The organism is Sphingomonas sp. LR60 (assembly GCF_036855935.1).
Classification (GTDB): domain Bacteria; phylum Pseudomonadota; class Alphaproteobacteria; order Sphingomonadales; family Sphingomonadaceae; genus Sphingomonas.
The window spans coordinates 2,602,445-2,625,354 of record NZ_JASPFK010000001.1 but is presented as its reverse complement, the minus strand read 5'-3'; the positions used below and the strand labels follow the sequence as shown (position 1 = coordinate 2,625,354).

General features: G+C 66.8%; 17 protein-coding genes and 1 pseudogene. 7 read left to right on the top strand and 11 right to left on the bottom strand.

Annotated features, from left to right (window positions below):
* Positions 1-92: 92 nt before the first annotated feature.
* From odhB to QP166_RS12255, 10 genes are all read right to left on the bottom strand, one after another.
* Positions 93-1,313 carry a 2-oxoglutarate dehydrogenase complex dihydrolipoyllysine-residue succinyltransferase gene (odhB, locus tag QP166_RS12300; protein ID WP_333916159.1) on the bottom strand — a complete coding sequence of 407 codons (1,221 nt, stop codon included), beginning with the start codon at positions 1,311-1,313 and terminating at the stop codon, positions 93-95.
* Between the two features lie 73 nt (positions 1,314-1,386).
* Positions 1,387-4,359: a 2-oxoglutarate dehydrogenase E1 component gene (locus tag QP166_RS12295; RefSeq protein ID WP_333916158.1), complete on the bottom strand. Its 2,973-nt coding sequence runs from the start codon at positions 4,357-4,359 to the stop codon at positions 1,387-1,389.
* 130 nt (positions 4,360-4,489) lie between these two features.
* The gene (sucD, locus tag QP166_RS12290; protein ID WP_333916157.1) at positions 4,490-5,380 is read right to left on the bottom strand and encodes a succinate--CoA ligase subunit alpha; all 891 of its coding nucleotides are present in this window, start codon (positions 5,378-5,380) and stop codon (positions 4,490-4,492) included.
* Between the two features lie 54 nt (positions 5,381-5,434).
* Positions 5,435-5,704, bottom strand: coding sequence for a GIY-YIG nuclease family protein (locus QP166_RS12285; protein WP_333916156.1), 270 nt, complete (start codon positions 5,702-5,704; stop codon positions 5,435-5,437).
* 81 nt (positions 5,705-5,785) lie between these two features.
* Positions 5,786-6,751, bottom strand: a complete 966-nt coding sequence (gene mdh / locus QP166_RS12280) for a malate dehydrogenase (protein ID WP_333916155.1) — start codon at positions 6,749-6,751, stop codon at positions 5,786-5,788.
* 117 nt (positions 6,752-6,868) lie between these two features.
* Positions 6,869-7,963, bottom strand: a complete 1,095-nt coding sequence (gene zapE / locus QP166_RS12275; RefSeq protein ID WP_333916154.1) for a cell division protein ZapE — start codon at positions 7,961-7,963, stop codon at positions 6,869-6,871.
* A 290-nt stretch (positions 7,964-8,253) separates the two neighbouring features.
* On the bottom strand, positions 8,254-9,036 hold the full coding sequence (locus tag QP166_RS12270; RefSeq protein ID WP_333916153.1) for a succinate dehydrogenase iron-sulfur subunit: 783 nt from the start codon (positions 9,034-9,036) through the stop codon (positions 8,254-8,256).
* Between the two features lie 139 nt (positions 9,037-9,175).
* A complete protein-coding gene (locus QP166_RS12265; RefSeq protein WP_333916152.1) occupies positions 9,176-9,646 on the bottom strand; it encodes a VOC family protein in 471 nt (156 codons plus the stop codon).
* A complete protein-coding gene (locus tag QP166_RS12260) occupies positions 9,646-10,422 on the bottom strand; it encodes a VOC family protein (protein WP_333916151.1) in 777 nt (258 codons plus the stop codon). Before QP166_RS12260 ends, QP166_RS12265 begins: the two co-directional genes overlap by 1 nt.
* On the bottom strand, positions 10,419-10,619 hold the full coding sequence (locus tag QP166_RS12255; RefSeq protein WP_333916150.1) for a VOC family protein: 201 nt from the start codon (positions 10,617-10,619) through the stop codon (positions 10,419-10,421). Before QP166_RS12255 ends, QP166_RS12260 begins: the two co-directional genes overlap by 4 nt.
* A 415-nt stretch (positions 10,620-11,034) precedes the next feature.
* On the opposite strand from QP166_RS12255, the gene cobS reads away from it, so the two are divergent.
* From cobS to QP166_RS12220, 7 genes are all read left to right on the top strand, one after another.
* On the top strand, positions 11,035-12,039 hold the full coding sequence (gene cobS / locus QP166_RS12250) for a cobaltochelatase subunit CobS (RefSeq protein WP_333916149.1): 1,005 nt from the start codon (positions 11,035-11,037) through the stop codon (positions 12,037-12,039).
* Between the two features lie 46 nt (positions 12,040-12,085).
* Positions 12,086-12,370: a type II toxin-antitoxin system Phd/YefM family antitoxin gene (locus tag QP166_RS12245; RefSeq protein WP_333916148.1), complete on the top strand. Its 285-nt coding sequence runs from the start codon at positions 12,086-12,088 to the stop codon at positions 12,368-12,370.
* Complete coding sequence (locus QP166_RS12240) at positions 12,370-12,756, top strand: type II toxin-antitoxin system VapC family toxin (RefSeq protein WP_333916147.1); 387 nt, start codon at positions 12,370-12,372, stop codon at positions 12,754-12,756. The genes QP166_RS12245 and QP166_RS12240 overlap by 1 nt, the downstream gene beginning before the upstream one ends.
* Complete coding sequence (cobT, locus tag QP166_RS12235) at positions 12,756-14,579, top strand: cobaltochelatase subunit CobT (RefSeq protein WP_333916146.1); 1,824 nt, start codon at positions 12,756-12,758, stop codon at positions 14,577-14,579. Before QP166_RS12240 ends, cobT begins: the two co-directional genes overlap by 1 nt.
* Before the next feature lie 28 nt (positions 14,580-14,607).
* On the top strand, positions 14,608-14,886 hold the full coding sequence (locus tag QP166_RS12230; RefSeq protein ID WP_333916145.1) for a ribbon-helix-helix domain-containing protein: 279 nt from the start codon (positions 14,608-14,610) through the stop codon (positions 14,884-14,886).
* Positions 14,887-15,011: 125 nt separating this feature from the next.
* Positions 15,012-17,369: a TonB-dependent receptor gene (locus QP166_RS12225; RefSeq protein ID WP_443027214.1), complete on the top strand. Its 2,358-nt coding sequence runs from the start codon at positions 15,012-15,014 to the stop codon at positions 17,367-17,369.
* Between the two features lie 120 nt (positions 17,370-17,489).
* Positions 17,490-18,173 (top strand): Fe2+-dependent dioxygenase, encoded by a 684-nt coding sequence (locus QP166_RS12220; RefSeq protein ID WP_333916143.1) that lies wholly within the window; start codon positions 17,490-17,492, stop codon positions 18,171-18,173.
* A 93-nt stretch (positions 18,174-18,266) separates the two neighbouring features.
* Here the strand turns inward: QP166_RS12220 and QP166_RS12215 are convergent.
* Positions 18,267-22,894, bottom strand: a pseudogene (locus QP166_RS12215) (NAD-glutamate dehydrogenase).
* Positions 22,895-22,910: the final 16 nt, after the last annotated feature.

The window sequence follows — 22,910 nt, the reverse complement described above, 5'->3', positions numbered from 1 at the left end:
TTACGGGCCGGAGATGGGAAACGCCGCGCCCGGTTATATCTGCTTTCCCAACTGGACCCCGGCGTTCGCCGGGGTGGTAAGTTGGGGACGTCTTACAGGTCGATCAGGATGCGGGTCGGATCCTCGATCGCGTTCTTCAGTGCGACGAGGAAGGTCACCGCCTCGCGGCCGTCGATCAGGCGGTGATCGTAGCTGAGCGCGAGATACATCATCGGGCGTACCACGACCTGACCGTCACGCACCACGGGGCGCTCCTCGATCCGGTGCAGGCCCAGCACCGCCGACTGCGGCGGGTTGATGATCGGGGTCGACATCAGCGAGCCGAACACGCCGCCGTTCGAGATCGTGAAGGTGCCGCCCTTCATCTCGTCCATCTTCAGCGTGCCGTCCTTGGCGCGCTTGCCGAAGTCGCCGATCGTCTTCTCGATGCCCGCGACCGACAGGTCCTGTGCGTCGCGGATCACCGGCACGACCAGACCGTTCGGCGCGCTGACCGCGACCGAGATGTCGGCATAGTCGTGGTAGACGATCTCGTCGCCCTCGACCGAGGCGTTAACCGACGGAATGTCCTTCAGCGCCATCGTCGCGGCCTTCACGAAGAAGCCCATGAAGCCCAGCCGGACGCCATGCTTCTTCTCGAACAGATCCTTGTACTTGGCGCGCGCCTCGATCACCGCGGTCATGTCGACGTCGTTGAACGTCGTCAGCATCGCGGCGGTATTCTGCGCTTCCTTCAGGCGCTTGGCGATGGTCTGGCGCAGGCGCGTCATCTTGACGCGCTCTTCCTTGCGCCCGCCCGAGGCCGCGGGAGCAGCAGCCGGCGCGGATTGCGGCGCGGCGGTCGCCGGCTTGGTCGATGCCGCGGCGGCGACGTCTTCCTTGGTCAGGCGCCCGTCCTTGCCGGTGCCCTTGACCGTCGAAGGATCGACGCCGTGCTCGAGCACCGCGCGCCGCACCGACGGCGACAGCGCAGCGGCCGCATCACCCTGTGCCGGGGCGGGGGCGGGGGCGGGGGCAGGGGCAGGGCTCTCCGTCACCGCCGGCTGCGGTGCGGCGCTCTTGGCGGGTGCACCGTCGCCGCTCTCGATCGTCGCGATCATCGCGCCGACCTCGACCGTGTCGCCGACCTTCACCGCATGCTGCCCCATCACGCCGGCAATTGGCGAAGGGACCTCGACCGAAACCTTGTCGGTCTCGAGGCTCGCAATCGGCTCGTCGACGGCGACCGCGTCGCCGGGCTGCTTCAGCCATTCGCCGACCGTCGCTTCGGTGATCGATTCGCCCAGCGTGGGGACCAGAACTTCGGTTGCCATCTCAAACCTCGTCGTCGCGGCCGTGGCCGTAAGTGTCGTTAGCAGATCCCGGCGCATGCCGGGACCGTGTTCGTCAGGCGGTCGGCGCCGCTGCCTTCTTCGTCGTCTCGGCCTCACGCGTGCGACGGATTTCGTCGCGCACGTTATGCCCCAAGGCGTCGGCGATCAGCGCGCCCTGTTCCGCCTGGTGACGCTTCATCAGACCCGTGGCGGGCGAGGCCGCCGCGGTGCGCCCGGCGTAGCGCGGTCGCGCCACACGCGCCTCGGCGATGCCCAGCGCCTCTTCGATGAATGGCTCGACGAAGAACCAGTAACCGTTGTTGCGCGGCTCTTCCTGCGCCCAGATGACCTCCTCGAGGTTGGTCATCCGCGCGATCCGCGCGGCAAGCGCCTCGGTCGGGAACGGATAGAGCTGCTCGACGCGGACGATCTGCGTGTTCTTGTCGCCCGCGGCATCGCGCGCTTCCATCAGGTCGTAGGATACCTTCCCGGTGCACAGCACCAGCCGCTTCGTCTCGGTATCGGCCGGAGCCGACGGATCGGACAGGATGCGGCGGAAGTGCGAGTCGCCCAGGAAGTCCGCTGCGCTGCTGACCGCCAGCTTGTGGCGCAGCAGCGACTTGGGCGTGAACACCACCAACGGCTTGCGGAAGTTCCGGTGCATCTGCCGGCGCAACAGGTGGAAGTAGTTCGCCGGGGTGGTGCAATTCGCGACCTGGATATTGTCGCCCGCGCACAGCTGCAGGAAGCGTTCGGGGCGCGCCGAGCTATGCTCCGGCCCCTGGCCTTCGTAGCCGTGCGGCAACAGCATCACCAACCCGTTGGCGCGCAGCCACTTGGCCTCGCCCGACGCGATGAACTGATCGATCATGATCTGCGCGCCGTTGACGAAGTCGCCGAACTGCGCCTCCCACATTACCAGCGTCTTCGGGTCCGCCAGCGCATAGCCGTATTCGAACCCGAGCACGCCATATTCGGACAACGGGCTGTCGAGCACCTCGAAGCTGCCGTGCGGGATCGTCCAGAGCGGCACGAACTTGTGCTCGTCGGTCTGGTCGACCCACACCGCGTGGCGCTGCGAGAAGGTGCCGCGGCCCGAGTCCTGGCCCGAGAGGCGGACGCCATAGCCCTCGTGGAGCAACGAGCCGAACGCCAGCGCCTCGCCGGTCGCCCAGTCGAAGTTGCTGCCGTTCTCGAACATCTGCCGCTTGGCATCGAGCACGCGCGACAGCGTCTTGTGGATCGCGATCGTTTCCGGAACCGTGGTCAGCGTGCGGCCGATCGAGTCGAACAGCTTCTGCTCGATCCCGGTCTCGACGCTGCGGCGCGCGCTCTCGGCATCGGCAGGGGCGTGCAGCCCCGACCAGCGGCCCGCGAACCAATCGGCCTTGTTCGGCTTGTAGCTCGCGCCCGCCTCGAACTCGCCTTCGAGCAAGGTAACGTATTGCTTGACGTTGTCGTCGACCCACGCCTGATCGATCACGCCCTCGGCGACCAGCCGCTTGCTGTAGATGTCGCTGACCGGCGGATGCTCGCGGATCGCCTTGTACATCAGCGGCTGCGTGAAGCCGGGCTCGTCGCCCTCGTTGTGACCGAAGCGGCGATAGCACCACATGTCGATCACGACGTCGCGATGGAACTTCTGACGGTATTCGATCGCCATTTTGGTCGCGAAGGTCACCGCTTCGGGATCGTCGCCGTTGACGTGGAAGATCGGCGCCTGGACGCCCTTGGCGACATCCGACGGGTAGGGCGACGAACGCGCGAACTGCGGGCTGGTCGTGAAGCCGATCTGATTGTTGATGACGAAATGGACGCAGCCGCCGGTGTTGTAGCCGCGGATGCCCGAGAAGCCGAGGCATTCCCACACGATGCCTTGCCCGGCAAACGCCGCGTCGCCGTGGATCAGCACCGGGAGCGAGGCCGAATGCGTGTCGAGATCCTTGGCGATCGTCTGGATCGCGCGGATCTTGCCCAGCACGACCGGGTCGGCGGCCTCGAGGTGCGACGGATTGGCGACCAGCGACATATGGACCTTGTGCCCATCGAACTCGCGGTCGGTGGAGGTGCCGAGGTGATATTTCACGTCGCCCGACCCGCCGATGTCATCGGGGTTGGCCGAGCCGCCCGCGAATTCATGGAAGATCACACGCGTCGGCTTGCCCATCACGTTGGCGAGCACGTTGAGGCGGCCACGGTGCGCCATGCCGAACACGATCTCGTTGACGCCCGCCGCGCCGCCATATTTGATGACGCTTTCCAGCGCGGGGATCATGCTTTCGCCGCCGTCGAGGCCGAAGCGCTTCGTGCCGACGTACTTGCGGCCGAGGAACTTCTCCCACTGCTCGGCCTCGATGACCTTGTTCAGGATCGCCTTCTTGCCCTGCGGCGTGAACTCGACCTGCTTGTCCTTGCCCTCCATGCGCTCCTGGAGGAACTTGCGCTCCTCGACATCGGCGATGTGCATGTACTCAAGGCCGACATTGCCGCAGTAATTTGCGCGCAGCGTCTCGACCAGCTCGCGGATCGTCGCCCATTGCAGCCCCAGCGACCCGCCGAGGTAGACCGGACGATCGATGTCGCTGTCGGAAAAGCCGTGATATTCGGTGGTCAAATCGGCCGGCAACTCGCGCAGGCCCGACAGGCCGAGCGGATCGAGGTTGGCGGCGAGGTGCCCGCGCACGCGATAGGTGCGGATCAGCAGCTGCGCGCGGATCGAGTCGGCCGCGGCCTTGACGATCGCGTCCTGCGACGGCGCTGCGGCGGTCGGCGCCGCGGCGGCGGGCTTGCCGCCTTTCGCGGGCTTCGGGGCCGGCTCCATCTGCGTCGGGTCGAGCCCGGCCGTGAGGTCGTCGGTGGTGGTCAGCGGCCAACGCTTGTTGGTCCAGGACGGCGCGCCCATCGAGCCTTCGAGCCCTTCGAAGAAATTGCGCCAGCCGTTGTCGACCGAGTCGGGCGATTCCTTGAAGCGCGCGTAGAGCGCGTCGATGAACTGGGGGCTGACGCCTCCGGCGATGTCGCTGAAATCCTGGCCTTCGTAGCCCATGTCACGCTTCCCCGGCCGCTCGTCTTCTCTCCTGTGCGTCACCCCGGCGAAGGCCGGGGTCCAGAGCCGCGAGCGGCCCGCCTGCCGCTCTGGATCCCGACCTGTTCGGTCGGGATGACGTCGGGTCGTCTTACTTGTTGAGCACGCTCAGCAGGGTCGAGCCGAGCTCCGAGGGGCTCGCCGCGACCTTGATCCCGGCGGCTTCCATCGCCGCGATCTTGCTCTCCGCATCGCCCTTGCCGCCCGACACGATCGCACCGGCGTGGCCCATGCGACGGCCCGGAGGCGCGGTGCGGCCCGCGATGAAGCCGGCCATCGGCTTCTTGCGGCCACGCTTGGCCTCGTCGATCAGGAACTGCGCCGCCTGCTCCTCGGCGTCGCCGCCGATCTCGCCGATCATGATGATCGACTGCGTCTCGTCGTCGGCGAGGAACAGCTCCAGCACGTCGATGAAGTTGGTGCCGTTGACCGGATCGCCGCCGATGCCGACCGCGGTGGTCTGGCCGAGCCCGGCGTTCGAGGTCTGGAACACCGCCTCATAGGTCAGCGTGCCCGAGCGCGACACGACGCCGACCGAGCCCTTCTTGAAGATGTTGCCCGGCATGATGCCGATCTTGCACTCGCCCGGCGTCAGCACGCCCGGGCAGTTCGGGCCGATCAGCCGCGACTTGCTGCCCGACAGCGCGCGCTTCACGCGCACCATGTCGAGCACCGGAATGCCCTCGGTGATCGCGACGATCAGCGGCACTTCGGCGTCGATTGCCTCCAGGATCGAGTCCGCGGCAAAGGGCGGCGGCACGTAGATGACGCTGGCGTTCGCGCCGGTCTTGGCGACCGCCTCCGCGACAGTGTCAAAGTTCGGCAGGCCCAATTCCTCATGGGTCGTGCCGCCCTTGCCCGGCGTGACGCCGCCGACCATCTGCGTGCCGTAATCCAGCGCCGCCCTGGTGTGGAAGGTGCCGGTCTTGCCGGTCATCCCTTGCGTGATGACCTTGGTGTTCTTGTCGACGAGGATGCTCATTCGCGTTCCGTCCTTACCGCCCCGGCGAACGCCGGGGTCCAGTTGGGAAGGCGGTCATGGCAGCGCAATCCGATCGTACAGGTCGTCCCATTCGGGATTGAGCCCTTCGATCTCCTGCAGCTTCCAGCTCCGCCTCCACTCCTTCATCCGCAGCTCACGCTGCCGTGCCGCTTCCCAGCTCTCATGCGCTTCGTACCAGACGAGCAGATGACAGTCGTGTGTTTTGGTGAAACCCTCGACGACGCCGTTGCGATGCTCCCAAACGCGTCGCGGCAGGTCGATCGTCGATCCCAGGTAAAGCGTCCCGTTTCGGCGGCTGGCCATGATATAGACAAAAGCCGCTCCGATCATCGTCGGGGACGTTCCAACTGGGCCCCGGCGTGCGCCGGGGTGGTGTTCCGCTCCTTACTTCTCCAACGAACCGTCGATGCCCTTGCAGGCGACCAGCAGTTCCTTGACCGCGTCGACCGAGACCTGAAGGTTGCCCTTGGCCTCGTCCGACAGCTTGACCTCGACGACCTTCTCTACGCCGCCCGCACCGATCACCACCGGCACGCCGACGTACAGATCGTCGATGCCATACTGGCCGGTCAGGTGGGCTGCAGCAGGCAAAATGCGCTTCTGGTCGTACAGATACGCCTCGGCCATCGCGATGCCGCTGGTGGCGGGCGCGTAATAGGCCGAGCCGGTCTTGAGCAGCGCGACGATCTCGCCGCCACCGCCGCGGGTGCGCTTGATGATCTCCTCGACCTTCTCCTTGGTGGAGAATCCCATCTCGATCAGATCGGCGACCGGAATGCCGCTGACGGTCGAATATTCGAGCACCGGCACCATCGTGTCGCCGTGGCCGCCGAGCACGAAGGTGTTCACGTCCTTCACCGACACGCCGAATTCCTCGGCGAGGAAGTGCGAGAAGCGCGCCGAATCAAGCACGCCCGCCATGCCGACGACCTTGTTGTGCGGGAGCCCCGAGAACTCACGCAGCGCCCAGACCATCGCGTCGAGCGGGTTGGTAATGCAGATCACGAACGCGTCCGGCGCGTTGTCGCGAATGCCTTCGCCGACCGCCTTCATCACCTTCAGGTTGATGCCGAGCAGGTCGTCGCGGCTCATGCCGGGCTTGCGCGCGACACCGGCGGTGACGATGATGACGTCCGCGCCGGCGATGTCGGCGTAATCGTTCGAGCCCTTGATCGAGGCGTCGAAGCCCTCGACCGGTCCACACTGCGACAAATCGAGCGCCTTGCCCTGCGGCACGCCTTCGACGACGTCGAACAGGACGATATCGCCCAGACCCTTGAGTGCTGCGAGGTGCGCGAGCGTGCCGCCGATATTGCCGGCGCCGATCAGCGCTATCTTCTTGCGGGCCATCCCATCCCTTCCGTCGTTGACGAGTGAATGGTCATGCCGCCTACGCCCTTCGGGGGCAGGGGGCAACCCGTAAAGCGCGCTTCCTCAAACTTTAATTGCAAATGGTTCGCAGCATCATTAAGCGGCGCCATGTCCTTCGGAAAGGTAGCTTTCCGACCGCATTTCCTCAAGCCGACTGACCGTGCGCTGGAACTCGAAAGCACCGTCGCCGCGTGGGTAGAGCTGGTCGGGCTCGGCATCGGCGGACGCCAGCAACTTGACCTTGTGTTCATACAACGCGTCGATGAGCTGAACGAACCGTGCGGCTTCGTTCCGGTTATCCGGTCCGAGCACCGGAATACCGACGAGGATGACGGTGTGATAGCGGCGCGCGATCGCGAGATAGTCGGCTGCGCCACGCGCCTCTCCACACAATTTCTTGAACGCGAAAACTGCCACGCCTTTCAATGTCTTGGGAACGCGCAGCGTGCGGCCCTGGACGATCAATTCCTCGGCCGGAACATGCTGGCGGTCCTCGGGAGGATAGTCGGTCAGGCGGAAGAAGGCGGCGGAGAGGTCGGCGGTCGCCTGCTCGCCGTTGGGCACGCACCATGTCTTCTGCGTGCCGAGCCGGTCACGGCGATAATCGACCGGCCCGTTGAGCGCGATCACATCCAGACGTTCCTCGATCAGCGCGATAAAGCCCAGAAAATGCTCGCGATTCAGGCCGTTCTTGTAGAGGTCGGCCGGTGCGCGGTTGCTGGTCGTCACCACCGTCACGCCGGCTTCGATCAGCGCGGTGAACAGGCGCGACAGGATCATCGCGTCGGGCGAGTTGGTGACCATCATCTCGTCGAAGGCGAGCAGCCGCGCTTCGTCGGCCAATGCCTCCGCGACGGGGAGTATCGGGTCGCCCTGTTCCTTGCGACGCTCGGCGGCGATGCGGGCGTGGACCTCCAGCATGAACTCGCCGAAGTGGACGCGACGCTTCTTCTCGATCGCAACATGCTGAAAAAAGAGGTCCATTAACATGGACTTGCCGCGCCCGACGCCGCCCCACATGTAGAGGCCGCGCGCCGGGATCGTGCGGCGTCGGAACAGACCCGAGGTGCGCGGCTTCTCCAGCTCGGCGGCCAGCGCGTCGAGGCGGGCGGCGCCGGCGGCCTGCTCGGGGTCGGGACGCAGTTCGTCGGCCGCGATCAGCGTTTGATAGGCGGCGAGCACCTTGCCCATGTCGTTCCTTCCAGCGTCGATGGTGCTGTGCACAATAATCGGCTGCTTTGGGCGAGCCGGGGCGGCGGATCAAGTCGCGAGCCGGTAATGCCGGGTGCCGCTATCGCCGCAGCGGGTGCCGGAGCGATCCCGAAAATACCCCCATCGGACGTGGGCGGTGGCGCCCCGAGGGCGATCGGCGCGCCGATCGGCAACCCTGGTCGCAAACGGGAGCACAAAAAAACCAGCGCCCGAACGGGGCGCTGGTTCATGTTGCTTGGCTCGCGATGATGCAGGCGAGCGCCGGTCGATCAGACCAGCCGCTCGACTTCCATCTTCTTGATCTCCGCGATTGCCTTGGCGGGCGACAGCCCCTTGGGGCAGGTGTTCGCGCAGTTCATGATCGTGTGGCAGCGATAGAGGCGGAACGGATCCTCGAGCGCGTCGAGCCGCTCGCCGGTCATCTCGTCGCGGCTGTCGGCGAGCCAGCGATACGCCTGCAACAGGATCGCCGGGCCGAGGAACTTGTCGCTGTTCCACCAATAGCTGGGGCACGAGGTCGAGCAGCACGCGCACAGGATGCACTCATAGAGGCCGTCGAGCTTCGCGCGCTCCTCCGGCGACTGGAGGCGTTCCTTGCCGGCGGGCGGCGGGGTGACGGTCTGCAGCCACGGCGTGATCGACGCATATTGCGCGTAGAAGTGGGTGAAGTCGGGAACGAGATCCTTGATGACGTCCATCGCCGGCAGCGGCGTGATCTTGATCTCGCCCTTCACGTCCTCGATCGCGGTGGTGCAGGCCAGGCCGTTGCGCCCGTCGATGTTCATCGAGCACGAGCCACAGATGCCTTCGCGGCACGAGCGGCGGAAGGTGAGCGACGGGTCCTGCTCCGACTTGATCTTGATGAGTGCGTCGAGCACCATCGGCCCGCACTCGTCGAGGTTGACCTCGAACGTGTCGTAGCGCGGGTTCTGACCCGAGTCGGGATCGTAGCGATAGACCTTGAAGTTGCGCATCGTGCCGCCGGGCTGCGGCGACGGATGCTTCTGCCCGCCCTTGATCTTGCTGTTCTTCGGGAGCGTGAACTCGGCCATGCGCGCGTCTCGTCTTCGTCAGGGATCGTCGGCGCACAGAAGGCGCACCGGCGCCGTTACTCGGGCGGCGGGTACACGATCGCGAGGCTGGCCGCAAACATGCCCGTCTCCCGCCTAGTTAGCTATTATGCCTCGCCGCTCAAGAGGCGATCGCACGTTCCAGCCCTGCGACGTCGATCCGGACCATCTCCATCATCGCCGCCATCGCCTTCGCCGCATGTTGCGGATCGTTCATCAACTCGGTCAGGCGGCGCGGGACGATCTGCCACGCCACGCCCCAGCGATCCTTGAGCCACCCGCATTGCATCTCGGCGCCGCCTTGAGCGAGAAAGGCGTCCCAGTAGCGATCGACCTCCGCCTGATCGGCGCAGTCGATCGACAGCGACATCGCCTCGCTATGGGTCGGGCCGGGGCCGCCGTCGAGCATCGCGAACTGGCGGCCGGCGAGCGTGAACTCGACCGTGAGCACCTTGTTCGCCGTGCCGCCGGGATAGTCGAGCGGCGCGCGCATGAGCCGATCGATCGCGCTGTCCGGGATCAGGCCGGTGTAGAAGCGCGCCTGTTCCTCCGCGGTGCCGTTGCACCACAGCCACGTCGTCACCTTATCCATCACGTCCTCCGCGGACCGACGAAGCCGATCCGGGCGCCGTCCGGGTCCGCGGCGACGACCGAGAAGGCCTCGCTGGGGATCGGGTCGGGGCCTTGCAGCACGGTGCCGCCCATTGCCGTCAGCCGTTCGATAGCGGCGTCGACGTCGGCGACCTCGGCATAGAAGAGCCAGCCGGGTGCGCCTTTGGGCAGCACGGGCATCGTCGCGCCGATGCACGTCGACCCGGCGTCAACGAAGCGATACTCGCCAAGCGGCCCCATCGACATGCTGCGTTCCTGGCTCCAGCCGAGCAGCCGGGCGTAGAAGGCCAGCGCGCCGTCCTGATCGGCGGTGGTCAGCTCGTTCCACACCATCTGTCCGGGCCTGGTTTCCGGCGGCGCTGCGAAAGCGCGCGACGGCTGATCCATCGCTCCGCGCATCACGTAGAACGGCTGTCCCTCCGCATCGGCAAGCAAGGCCATCCGCCCAACGCCCTCCATGTCGACCGCCGGCATCAGCAATGCACCGCCCGCCGCCTGCGCGGCGGCGATCGCGGCATCGACGTCGTCGACACCGATGTAGAAGAGCCAGCCGGCGCGGCCGCTCGGATCGGGGCGACGCATCAGCCCGGCGACCCCCTCGCCATCGGCGGTGCTGACGATCCGATAGTCCATGCCCTCGACGTCACCCGAGGGCGCGATCTGCCAGCCGAACAGTCGTTCGTAGAACGCCTGCGCGCGATCGGCGTCGATGGCGTGATATTCGTACCAGATCGGGGTGCCGTGCGGATTTCTCATGCTGCGTCTCCATCGGGCGCACAGGCGCCCATATCCATGTGGACGGTTTCCCACGTATGCCCATCGGGGTCCTCGAAGGCACCGCCGTACATGAATTGCTGATCGACGATCGGGCGGGTTTCACGGCCACCTGCGCCACGCGCCGCGGCATGGATCGCGTCGACCGCGGCGCGATCGTCGAACGACAGGCAGAGCAAAGCGGCGCTGACCTGATGCGTGTCGGCGATCGGCTTGTCGGTGAAAGTGGCATAAAGGCGTGGTCGAGCAGCATGACGCTGATCGCGTCGACCACCGCATCGCCGAGGCGACGTCGTTCGAGAAGTCGGGGTTCTTCTCGAAACCGATCGCCTCATAGAAGGCGGTGGCGCGTACCACGTCGCCGACCGGCAGGTTGATGAAGATCATCCGCATCGCGCTCGTCCTCTCCGAGTCGTTATCGCGCCATCATGCGCGAACGCCTGCGCGCGGCAAGTGCCGGGAAACCGGCGACAAAGGCGTGCGTTTACCCCAAGTTCTCCAGGCCCGACCCGGCCCGGCGGGGCGTGCGGCGGGTTGACGCGGGCGCGCCGGCTTCGCAGTGGTCGGAAAACTCCAGCGAAACGGCATTAACGCATGACCGATATACCGAACACGCAGCCCGACAGCCGCGACAGCACGATCCTCGATGCGCCCGACAAGATGGTGCGCGTGCGCGACCTGTTCGGCATCGACTCGGATATGGAAGTGCCGGCCTTCTCCGAGGCGGACGAGCGCGTTCCCGATCTCGACCCCGCCTATGTCTTCGATCCCGACACCACGCTGGCGATCGCCGCGGGTTTCGCGCACAACCGCCGCGTGATGGTGCAGGGCTATCACGGCACCGGAAAGTCGAGCCATATCGAGCAGGTTGCGGCGCGGCTGAAGTGGCCGTGCATCCGCATCAACCTCGACGCGCACATCAGCCGTATCGATCTGGTCGGGCGCGACGCGATCGTGCTGCGCGACGGGCAGCAGATCACGGAGTTCCGCGAAGGGTTGCTGCCGTGGGCGCTCCAGACCCCGACCGCGCTGGTGTTCGACGAATATGACGCGGGTCGCCCGGACGTGATGTTCGTGATCCAGCGCGTGCTGGAAACCGAGGGCAAGCTGACGCTGCTCGACCAGAATCGCGTCATCCGCCCCAATCCGTATTTCCGCCTGTTCGCGACCGCCAATACGGTCGGGCTCGGCGACACCAGCGGGTTGTATCACGGCACGCAGCAGATCAATCAGGGGCAGATGGACCGCTGGAACGTGGTCGTGACGCTCAACTATCTGCCGGCGGTGACCGAGGCACGGATCGTGCTCGCCAAGTCGGGCGAGTATGACAAGCCCGAGGGCAAGAAGCTGGTCGAGAACATGGTCCGCGTCGCCGATCTGACGCGCAAGGGCTTCGTCAACGGCGATATCTCGACCGTGATGAGCCCGCGGACCGTCATCACCTGGGCGCAGAATGCGCTGATCTTCGGTGATGTCGGCTTCGCGTTCCGGCTGTCGTTCCTCAACAAGTGCGACGAGGCAGAGCGCGCATTGGTGGCGGAATATTATCAGCGCGTGTTCGGCAAGGACCTGCCCGAGAGCGTGGTGGCGAAGGGTTGATGCCGAGGGTGGACTAAGCTACTTAGTCCACCCGAGGAGACAGGCGTTGGCCGAAGCCGATCCGCAGAAGACCTTCAACGTTCATGAAGCCAAGACGCAGCTGTCACGGCTGATCGAACGCGCTCATGCGGGTGAGGAGATCGTGCTGGCAAAGGCCGGCGTGCCCTATGCCAAGCTGGTCCCGATCGCCCCACCCGTGCCCGCCCGGCGGATGCCAGGGCGGTTCCGCGGCGTAATGGACATGTCGCCGGAAGAGGCGGTCGCCTCCTGCTTCACCGACGAGGAACTGGACGAGATCGAGAACCGCAGCATCTTTCCACCGGAGCATTGATGCGACTGCTGCTCGACACGCATGCGTTGCTATGGTGGTGGTTCGACGACGCGACGTTGCCGGATCGGGCAAAGGCAGCCATCGGCGATCCTGACAATGAGGTCTACGTCAGTGCGGCGTCGGGCTGGGAGATCGCGACGAAGGTGCGAAAGGGGCAATTGGTTGAAATTGCCGACCGCATGGCAAATTTCGAGCGCTATCTGGTCGAGGACGGGTTTAGCGCGTTGTCGATCACGATGGCGAATGGCGTGCGCAGCGGTGCGCTGCCGGGGGCACACAAAGACCCTTTCGACCGCATGCTGGCCGCTCAGGCACTGATGGAGGACCTGACGCTGGTGACGTGCGATAAGGTAATGGCCACTTTCGGCTGTGAGACGTTCTGGTAATGACCACCGATACCCCCCTCGACCGCTTCAAGGCCGTGCTCGGCGGAACGGCGCGTGCGCTGTCCGACGAAGCGGAGGTGGAACTGGCCTATACCGCCGATGCGCCGGCGCAGTCGGGCAAGCATCTGCGCGTGCCGATGCCGGCGCGGACCTTGCCCGCCGAGCAGGTCGCCGAGGCGCGCGGCTTTGCCGACGGTTTCGCGCTTCGGCTCCGGCATCACGACGATGCGCTTCATGCGCGCGGTGCGCCTGCGGAGGCGACCGCGCGTTCGGTCTACGACGCGATCGAGAACGCACGCGTCGAGGCGTTGGGGAGCCGCGGGTATGACGGGATCGCCGACAATCTCGCCCGCGCGCTCGACGTGCGGTTGCGGAGCGACCCGATCACGCGCGCGCGGACCAAGAGCGAGGTGCCGCTCGCCTCGGCGCTGGGCCTGATGGCGCGCGAGGCGCTGACCGGGCGGCTGCCGCCGGTCGAGGCCGAGCCCGGGCTGGCGCTGGTGCGCGAGTGGATCGACGGCAAGGTCGACCTCTCCGCGCTCGCGCTCGCGCTCGACGACCAGCGCGCCTTTCAGGGGCTGACCCGCAAGCTGCTCGAACAGCTCGAACTGGTCGAGGGCGAGCAGGAGCCGCAGGACAGCGACGAAGGCGGCGAGGACGAAGAAGGCGAGGAAGGGCAGGAAACCGACGAGGCCGATGAGGGCGAGGCGGAAGGTTCCGAAGGCGAGAGCGAGGTCGAGGCGCGGGGTCAGCAGCGCGACGACCAATCGCAGGAAGGCGAGAGCGAGCAGCTCGAAGGCGACGATATCGACGACGCCGAGGGCGAGCCGGGCGACGACGGCGAGGAGGGGATGCAGCCGGTGCGCCCCAACCGGCCGCCGGCCGATCTGTCCGCGCAATTCGACTATAAGATCTGGACGGAGCGCTTCGACGAGGTCGTCGCGGCGACCGAATTGTGCGACGCGGAGGAACTGACACGGCTGCGTGGCTATCTCGACCAGCAGCTCGTCCACCTGCAGTCGGCGGTGTCGAAGCTCGCCAATCGTCTCCAGCGGCGATTGATGGCGCAGCAATCGCGGTCTTGGGACTTCGATCAGGAAGAGGGCCTGCTCGATGCGGCGCGGCTGGCGCGCGTGGTGGTGAACCCGACCCAGTCGCTGAGCTACAAGATCGAGCGCGACACCGACTTCCGCGACACGGTGGTGACGCTGCTGATCGACAATTCGGGGTCGATGCGCGGACGGCCGATTTCGATTGCCGCGATCAGTGCCGACATCCTTGCGCGCACGCTGGAACGGTGTGGCGTGAAGACCGAGATCCTCGGTTTCACGACGCGGGCGTGGAAGGGCGGGCAGAGCCGCGAGACGTGGCTGGCCGCCGGTCGTCCGCCGCAGCCGGGGCGGCTCAACGATGTCCGCCACATCGTCTACAAACGCGCGGATGAGCCGTGGCGGCGCGCACGCGCCTCGCTGGGGCTGATGATGCGCGAGGGGCTGCTGAAGGAGAATATCGACGGCGAGGCGCTGTTGTGGGCGCACGCGCGGATGATGGCGCGTCCCGAGGAGCGGCGCATCCTGATGGTCATCTCCGACGGCGCGCCGGTCGATGACTCGACGCTGAGCGTCAATACGGGCTCGTATCTCGAGCGGCATCTGCGGCAGGTGATCGCGTGGATTGAGAAGCGCTCGCCGGTGGAACTGGTCGCGATCGGGATCGGGCACGACGTCACGCGCTATTACAGCCGTGCGGTGACGATCATGGATGCCGAGCAACTCGGCGGCACGATCATCGAGCAGCTCGCCGCCTTGTTCGATGCGGAATGAGGCGTACGCCTGACCGGCACGTGACGTCATGACGATCACGCCGCCGCCGGGCGGCTTCGTCGGTCCGGTCAAGCGTTCGGTGACGATCGCGGGTCATGCGACTTCGGTCAGCCTCGAGCCGGTCTTCTGGACCCTGCTGGAGCGTGCCGCGCTAGTGCACGCACTTCCGCTGTCGGCGTTGGTCGCGCGCATCGACGCGCTCCGCATCGCGCAAGACGATCCCCCGAACCTCGCCAGCGCCTTGCGGTCGTGGCTTGTCAGCCAATCAGAGATTGTTAGCGACAATGATGCGATCCAATCGCATTAGCATTGACAGTGAAAGTCACTCTCAATAGGCGAACCTCCATAACAAAGGGGTTCACCAGCATGTCATCGCCGTCGGCTTCGTTTCTTGCGCTATCGTGCATCGGCTTCATCGCTTCGGCCCCGGCCATGGCCGACACTGCGGCGCGGCCCGCATCCGACCAGGATGGTCGCACGCGCATCGAGCGTGACGATGTGGTGGTGACCGGTGCGCGGGAACGGGCGCCCGACCAGCTCGAAAGCCCGAAGGCGACCGCCGCGCTGCTCGACACGCCGCAGACGGTGACGGTCATTTCCGACCAGACGCTGCGCAAGCAGAATCTGCTGACGCTGCGCGACGCGCTCCAGACCTTGCCCGGCATCACCTTCGGCGCGGGCGAGGGCGGCGGCGGGTACGGCGACAGCATCAACCTGCGCGGCTATTCGGCGAACAACGACATCACGATCGACGGCATCCGCGACAGCGCGCAATATAGCCGCACCGATCCGTTCAACCTGCAACAGATCGAGGTCTACAATGGCGCGAACTCGGTCTTCAACGGCTCGGGGTCCGTCGGCGGCACGATCAACCTCGTCAGCAAGGAGCCGCGCCCCGAAGACCTGACGATCGCGCAGGTCGCGATCGGCACCGACCGATATTATCGCGCCGCGATCGACGCCAACGAGCGCGTGTCCGATCTGGTCGGCGTGCGGCTGAACGCGGTCTATCACCATAATGACGTGCCGGGCCGCGGCGTCGAGAAATACGAGCGCTGGGGCGTCGCGCCCGCGGTGACGATCGGGATGGGCGGCCCGACCAGCCTGACCTTGGCCTATGTCCACCAGCAGGATCGCAACACGCCGCTGTACGGTATCCCCTATTTCAACAACGATCTGGTCGGCGGCCTGATCCCGGGGTCGGATCGCAGCGACTATTACGGCTACAGCAATCTCGACCGGCAGGACATCGACGTCGACCGGCTGACCGCGACGCTGCGCCACACCGTCAACGATCACCTCTCGATCCGCAACCTGACCCGTTGGCAGCGCGTCGGCCAGTATAGCGTCACCAGCGCGCCGCAGGGCACCTTCTGCCTGCCCGGCGGTACGCAGCCGGTGCAGGTGACGGGCGGCACGATCGGCGCGGCGTGCAGCACCGCGGTCAACGGCACGACGATCACCATTCCCGCCGGCCAGTGGTTACCGTCCGGCCCGCGCGGGCTGGTGCGCGATCAGGTGAACCAGCTGTTCGCCAACCAGACCGACATCCGGCTGGAGCATGGCGAGAAGGGCGGCCTCCACAACGTCGCCAATATCGGCGTGTCGTGGATGGTGGAGGATTACAAGATCGCCGCCGGATCGCTGCTCCGCAACGCCGATGGCAGCGCCACGTCGCCGCTGCCGCTGCTGTCGATCACCGCGCCCGACACCGTCTATCGCGGGCCGATCAACGATGTGACGACCGGACGCTCGCAATCCTCGACGCAGAATGTCGCGGTCTATGCCTTCGACACGCTCGAACTGGGGCGGCACATCGAGGTGAACGGCGGCCTCCGCTGGGAACAGCAGAAGGCGGTGTTCGACATGTTGCCCGTGCCGGTGGCACCGGGGGTGACCCAGCCGGTGGCGGCGCAGGCGAACCAGCGGAACGACGAGCGGTTGTTCTCGTATCGCGCCGGTATCGTCTATCACCCGGTGCAGGACGTCAGCCTCTATGCCAGCTACGGCAACGCGAAGACGCCGTCGTCGGCGACGGTGCGGCTGGGCTGCGTCAGCGTCTCGAACGCGATCGTCACCAACACCTGCGGCGTCGCGCCGGAAACCGCGCGTAATTACGAGGTTGGGGCAAAGGCCGGGCTGTTCGGTCGTCGCCTCGAACTGACGGCCGCGGTGTTCCGCAACGAGCGGAGCAACTACCGCATCCCCTCCAACGACCCCGCGCTGCCGACGGTGCAGGTGCTCGACGGGCGCAGCCGTGTGGATGGGATCGCGCTGGGCGTGTCGGGGAACGTGACGCCCAATTGGACGATCTTCGCGAACTACACCTATCTCGACAGCGAGGTGCTGCAATCGGTGTCGGACTATTGCCTGTCCAAGCCGGGCGGCACCGGCTGCGGGAACACCGCCGCCAACCCCGATCCGCAACGCGGCAGCCCGCTGGTGCAGACCCCGAAGCATTCGGGCAGCCTGTTCACCACCTACAAGCTGCCGTTCGGGCTGGAGGTCGGTTACGGCCTGACCTATCAGGGCGCGTTCACCACCTATGTCCCGTCGCTTGCCAATGCCACGCTGCTGAAAGCGGACGGCTATCTGATCCACCGCGCCTATCTGGCGTACAGCTTCCGCGAGGGGCTGACGATGCAGCTCAACGTCCAGAACTTCACCGACGAGAAGTATCTGACCAACGTGCGCAACAATGTGAACGCCACGACGGGCGTCGTCACCGGCGGCTGGGCGATGCCGGGCGACCGGCGGCAGGCGGTGTTGAGTGTGTTCTATAGTTTCTGATTGTTTGCGTGCGCGGGTAGATTACTCACCCGTTCGTGCTGAGCCTGTCGAAGCACGTGCCTGGAACACGCCCTTCGACAAGCTCAGGACGAACGGAGTTGTGGTGGAAATGACGTCTCCATGCTGATCGCCATCCCTGACGTCCTTGATGCCGCGACGCTGGCGCAGGTGCGCGCCACGATCGACGCCGCCGAGTGGATCGACGGCAATCAAACCTCCGGGCCGCAGGCGGCGCTTGCGAAGCGCAATTGCCAGCTGCCGGAGGATGGCGCGGCGGCGCGCGCGGCGGGGGGCATGATCCTCGATGCTTTGGGGCGCACGCCGCTGTTCGTCGCCGCCGCACTGCCCGCCAAGGTCTTTCCGCCGTTGTTCAACCGTTATCAGGGCGGGCAGGATTTCGGGCTGCACGTCGACAATGCCATCCGGATGAAGCGTGGCAGCGACTTCCGTATTCGCAGCGATCTATCCGCCACGCTCTTCCTCGAAGATCCGGATGCGTATGACGGCGGCGAGTTGCTGATCGAGGAGCAGTTCGGCACGCAGAGCGTGAAGCTGCCCGCCGGGCATATGGTGCTCTACCCCGCCTCCAGCCTGCACCGCGTCGCGCCGGTCACGCGCGGCGTGCGGCTGGCGAGCTTCTTCTGGATACAGTCGATGGTCCGCGACGATGGCGCGCGGCGCATCCTGTTCGAACTCGATCAGGGCGTGCAGGCGGTCGCGGCGGCACAGGGGCAGGGTGCGGCGGCGACGGTGCAACTGACCGGCGTGTACCACAACCTGCTGCGCCGCTGGGCGGAGGTGTAGCGCCGGATTTCGTCATTGCGAGCGTAGCGAAGCAATCCAGAGCCGGACCAGGACGCCCTGGATTGCTTCGCTACGCTCGCAATGACGATAGGATCACCGTCCCAGCAGCACGCGTGCCTGGCCGGCGATCTGCGCCAGCATCGCGGCATTAGGGGCCTGCGCGTTGCGGGCACGGTCGATCACGGCGCGGAATTGCCCGACGCGTGCGGCGTTGCGCGCCAGCCATGCATCGACCAGCGCGACCGGGTCGCCCGCGCCGCCGCGGCCGAGGAAGTCGAGCCGCAGTTGCTGGAAATCGCGCGCCAGCCCCGCGATCAGCAGCCGCTCCCACGGATCGCTCGGGTTGATGCGCGTCGCGGTGCCCTGTGCCCAGTCGAGCCCGAGCCCTTCGCCGAGCCGGGTGAAGGCGCGCGCCAGTTGCGTCTCGTCGATCGCGGCGCGCTCACCGAGGTCGGCGAGCCCGACGGCGCCGTCCAGTTCGAACAACCGCACGACACTGAGCGCCAGATCGTGCGGTGCGCCGGCCGCCTCCAGCGTGTCGGCGATGCGGCGCGAATGCGCACGCGCCTCGTCGAGCAGCAGGTCGTCGGTCGCCGCCGCCAGCCGGTCGATCCCGCCCGACAGTCGCGCGAGCACGGTCGACGGCGCGGTGCCCGGCGCGGTGGCGCGGAGCAGGTCGGCGATCTGCGAACGGACCGCGACCGCGACCTCGTCGAACAGCGCCAGCCGCCCGGCCTCGGGCATCGCAGTGGTTTCGATCGCCTGCCACAGGCGCGCCAGGTCGAACTGCCGCTCCGCGACCACGAACATCCCGGCGATGTCGGCGAGCGTCGCGCCTTCTTCCTCGGCCAGTTCGAAGGGGTGGAGGATGCCGATGCGGTTGACGATCCGGTTGGCGAGCTTGGTCGCGACGATCTCGCCGCGCAGGCGGTGCGCGTCGATCGCAGCGGCGAACCGCTCCTGCATCGCGTGCGGGAAAGCGGCGTGCAGGTCGGGGAGCAAGGCGGCGTCCTCGCCGAGCGACGAATGTTCGATCGCGTCCTGCAACGACAGCTTCGCCGTCGCCAGCAGCACCGCCAGTTCGGGGCGGGTGAGCCCGCGGCCCTCGCTGGTACGGCGCAGCAGTTCGGTGTTGCTCGCCAGTCCCTCTACGTGCCGGTCGAGCCGTCCCGATTCCTCGAAGACCTCGATCAGCCGGACGTAGCTGGGCAGCGCCTGTGCGCCACCACCTTCGGCGATCGACAGGCCGAGCGTCTGGAGGCGGTTGTCCTCCAGCACCAGCCGAGCGACGTCGTCGGTCATGCTGCCGAGCAGGACGTTGCGATCCTCGAACGACAGCCGGCCCTCGATCATCTCGCGGTTGAGCGCGATCTTGATGTTGACCTCGTTGTCCGAGCAGTCGACGCCCGCCGAATTGTCGATAAAGTCGGTGTTGATCCGCCCACCGCGCGCCGCGAAGGCGATGCGCGCCGCCTGCGTGACGCCCAGGTTCGCGCCCTCGCCGATCGCGATCGCGCGCAATTCCTCGGCATCGACGCGCAGGCGATCGTTGGCGGGATCGCCGACGGTGGCGTTGTTCTCGGCAGCGGCCTTCACGTAAGTGCCGATGCCGCCGAACCAGATCAGGTCGGCCGGGCTTTTCAGAATCGCCGAGATCAGCGCGGTCGGCTCCATCCGGTCGGCGGTGATGCCGAGTGCGGCCTGTACCTGCGGGCTGAGCGCAATCGACTTCATGTCGCGCGCGAACACGCCGCCGCCTTCGGAGATCAGCGTCGGGTCATAGTCGGCCCAACTCGACCGGGGAGCGCGAACATGCGGGCGCGCTCGTCCCAGCTTGTCGCCGGATCTGGGTTGGGATCGAGGAAGATATGGCGATGGTCGAAGGCGGCGACCAGCTTGATCGCCTTCGACAGCAGCATGCCGTTGCCGAACACGTCGCCCGACATGTCGCCGCAGCCGACGACACGGATCGGTTCCGACTGCACATCAAGGCCGCGCTCGGCGAAGTGGCGCTGGACCGAAACCCACGCGCCCTTGGCGGTGATGCCCATCGCCTTGTGGTCGTACCCCTGCGAGCCACCGCTCGCGAAGGCGTCGCCGAGCCAGAAGTCACGGTCGAGCGCGATCTTGTTCGCGACGTCGCTGAACGTCGCGGTGCCCTTGTCGGCGGCGACGACGAAATAGGGGTCCTGACCGTCGAGGATCGTCACGCCCTGCGGGTGAACGACCGCGCCATTCTCGATATTGTCGGTGATCGACAGAAGCGTGCGGATGAAGATGCGATAGGCCTCGGTCCCTTCCGCCAGCCACGCGTCGCGGTTCGAGGGGGCGGGGAGCTGCTTGGCGTAGAAGCCGCCCTTTGCGCCGGTCGGCACGATGACCGCGTTCTTGACGCGCTGCGCCTTCATCAGCCCGAGGATTTCGGTGCGGAAATCGTCGCGGCGGTCGGACCAGCGCAGGCCGCCGCGCGCGACCGGGCCGGCGCGCAAATGGATGCCCTCGACGCGGGGGCTGTACACCCAAACCTCACGCCACGGCAGCGGGGCGGGGAGGCCGGGGATCCTGGCGCTGTCGAGCTTGAAGGCGAGTGCCTCGTTCGCCGCCTCGGTGAAGGCGTTGGTGCGCAGCGTCGCGTCGATCACCGCGCGGAAGGCACGCAGGATGCGGTCGTCGTCGATCCCGGTCACGGCGTCGAGCCCGGCGTCGATCACGCCCTGCGCCGCCTCGGCATCGGCGGTCGAGGCGGGATCGTGGACCGCGACGAAGCGCTCGACCAGCGCCTTGGTGAGGTGGCGGACGCGCGTGAGCGTGTCGACGACATTGGCGGGGCCGTAGCTCATCCCCGCCTGCCGCAAATAGCGATACCAGGCGCGGAACAGCACGACCTCGGACGGCGACAGTCCGGCTTCCAGCATCAGCCGGTTGAAACCGTCATCCTCGGCGCGGCCTTCCAGCACCTGCGCCAGCGCTTCCTGCAACGTGTCGGCGCTGGCGAGGACCGCGGGGATGTCGGCCTTGGTCTCGAGCGTGAAATCGTGGATCGAGCTGCGTTCCTCGTCGGTCAGCGCGGTCGGCATCTCCTCGATCACGCGGAAGCCGAAATGCTCGAGCGCCGGCACCGCGTCGGACAGCGCCAGCGGGCCGCCCTGTCGATAGACCTTGAGGTGGAGCATCCCGTCGCCGCCGGCGGTGAAGCGCACCTCGCGGTCGGCATCGTCGACGAGGTTGGCGATCGACACGATGTCGCGCGCCGCCTCGTCGGTGGTCGCCCCGGTGCGATAGCGGACCGGGAAGGCGGCGGCGTGGCGCAGCGCGAGCCGTGCGGCGCGGGCCGGCCCGACCTCGTCGGCGAGCGCGGCCTCGATCGACGGCGCCCAGCCGCGCACCATCTTCTCGAGCTGCGCGTCGAGCGTCAGCGCATCGGGCAGCACGCCCGCGCCGCGCAGGTCGATCGTGTAGCGGAGCAAGGCGACGCGCCCGTCCTCGACGCTGGTCGACCAATTGAGCACCTGGCCGTTGGCAGCCTCGCCCAGCATTTCGCCGATCGCGACGCGGCGCGCGGTGGTCATTTCGTCGCGCGGCAGCCACACGAACGCATAGAGGTGTCGGCCGAGCGGGGAGGGGACCAGCACCAGCTTCGGACGCGGACGGTCGGCGAGGCTCATCGCGGTGAGCGCGAGTTCCTCCATCGACGCCGCGCTGATCGCGGTCATCAGATCGTGCGGCAGCGTCGCGATCGCGTGGGTCAGCGCCTTGCCGGTGTGGCCGGCGGGGTCGAAGCCGAACTTCGCCTCGCTCGCCGCGAGCCGCTGGCGGAGCACGGGCACGCTGCGCGGCGGTGCGTTGAGCGCCGCCGAGGTCCACAGCCCGGCATGGATCGACAGACCGGTGACGCGCCCGCCGGTGTGGATCGGCACCACCAGCAGGTCGAGCGGCACGCGGCGGTGGACCGGCGAGATCAGGCTCGACTTGAGCAGCAGCGGCGCCGAATTGCCGGCGGTGAAATAGTCGATCGCCAGCCGCCGTGAGCGATCGGCGAGGATCGGCACCTCATGCTTGTTGACGACAATGCCCAGCGGCGCGGCGGGATCGACCTTGCCATCGGCGTGCCAGCGCTCATGCCCCAGCAACGTGAAATGCCGGTCGAGGAACCAGCGCAGCAGCGCCGCGCCTTCCGGATCGCCACCGACGTCGTCGATCACCCCGGCGTCCGCCGCCAGCGTGCCCTGCATCGCGCGCCAGTCGCGCACCGCGACCCGGACGTCGGCCAGCAGGCGCTCGATCTCGTCGGTCAGCGCGCGCCGGTCGCGTGCGTCGACACGCTCCAGCTCGATATAGATCATCGATTCGGGCCGGCCGTCCTTGCCCTCGATATCGGTCAGCTGCCCCTCGGCATTGCGCGAGACGCGGATCACCGGGTGGATGACGCGATCGACCGCAATATCCCGATCGCCGATCGCCGCGGCGACCGAATCGACGAGGAACGGCATGTCGTCGTTGACGATCGCGAGCCGCATCCGCCGTCGCGCGCCGTCGCCGGGCAATTGCTCGAGTGCGAGCACCGGGGTGCCGGGCGCGCGAACCGCCGCGGTCTGCGCGAGGAACGCCGCCGCCTCCGCCTGCTTGTCCTCGCCGAAGCCGGCAAGCTCGCCCGGCAGCGCGCGATAGGTGAGCCGCGCCGCCAGCGCAGCAGACAGTATCTGAAGAGACTTTTCCGGCATGGGCGAAGCTATGCGC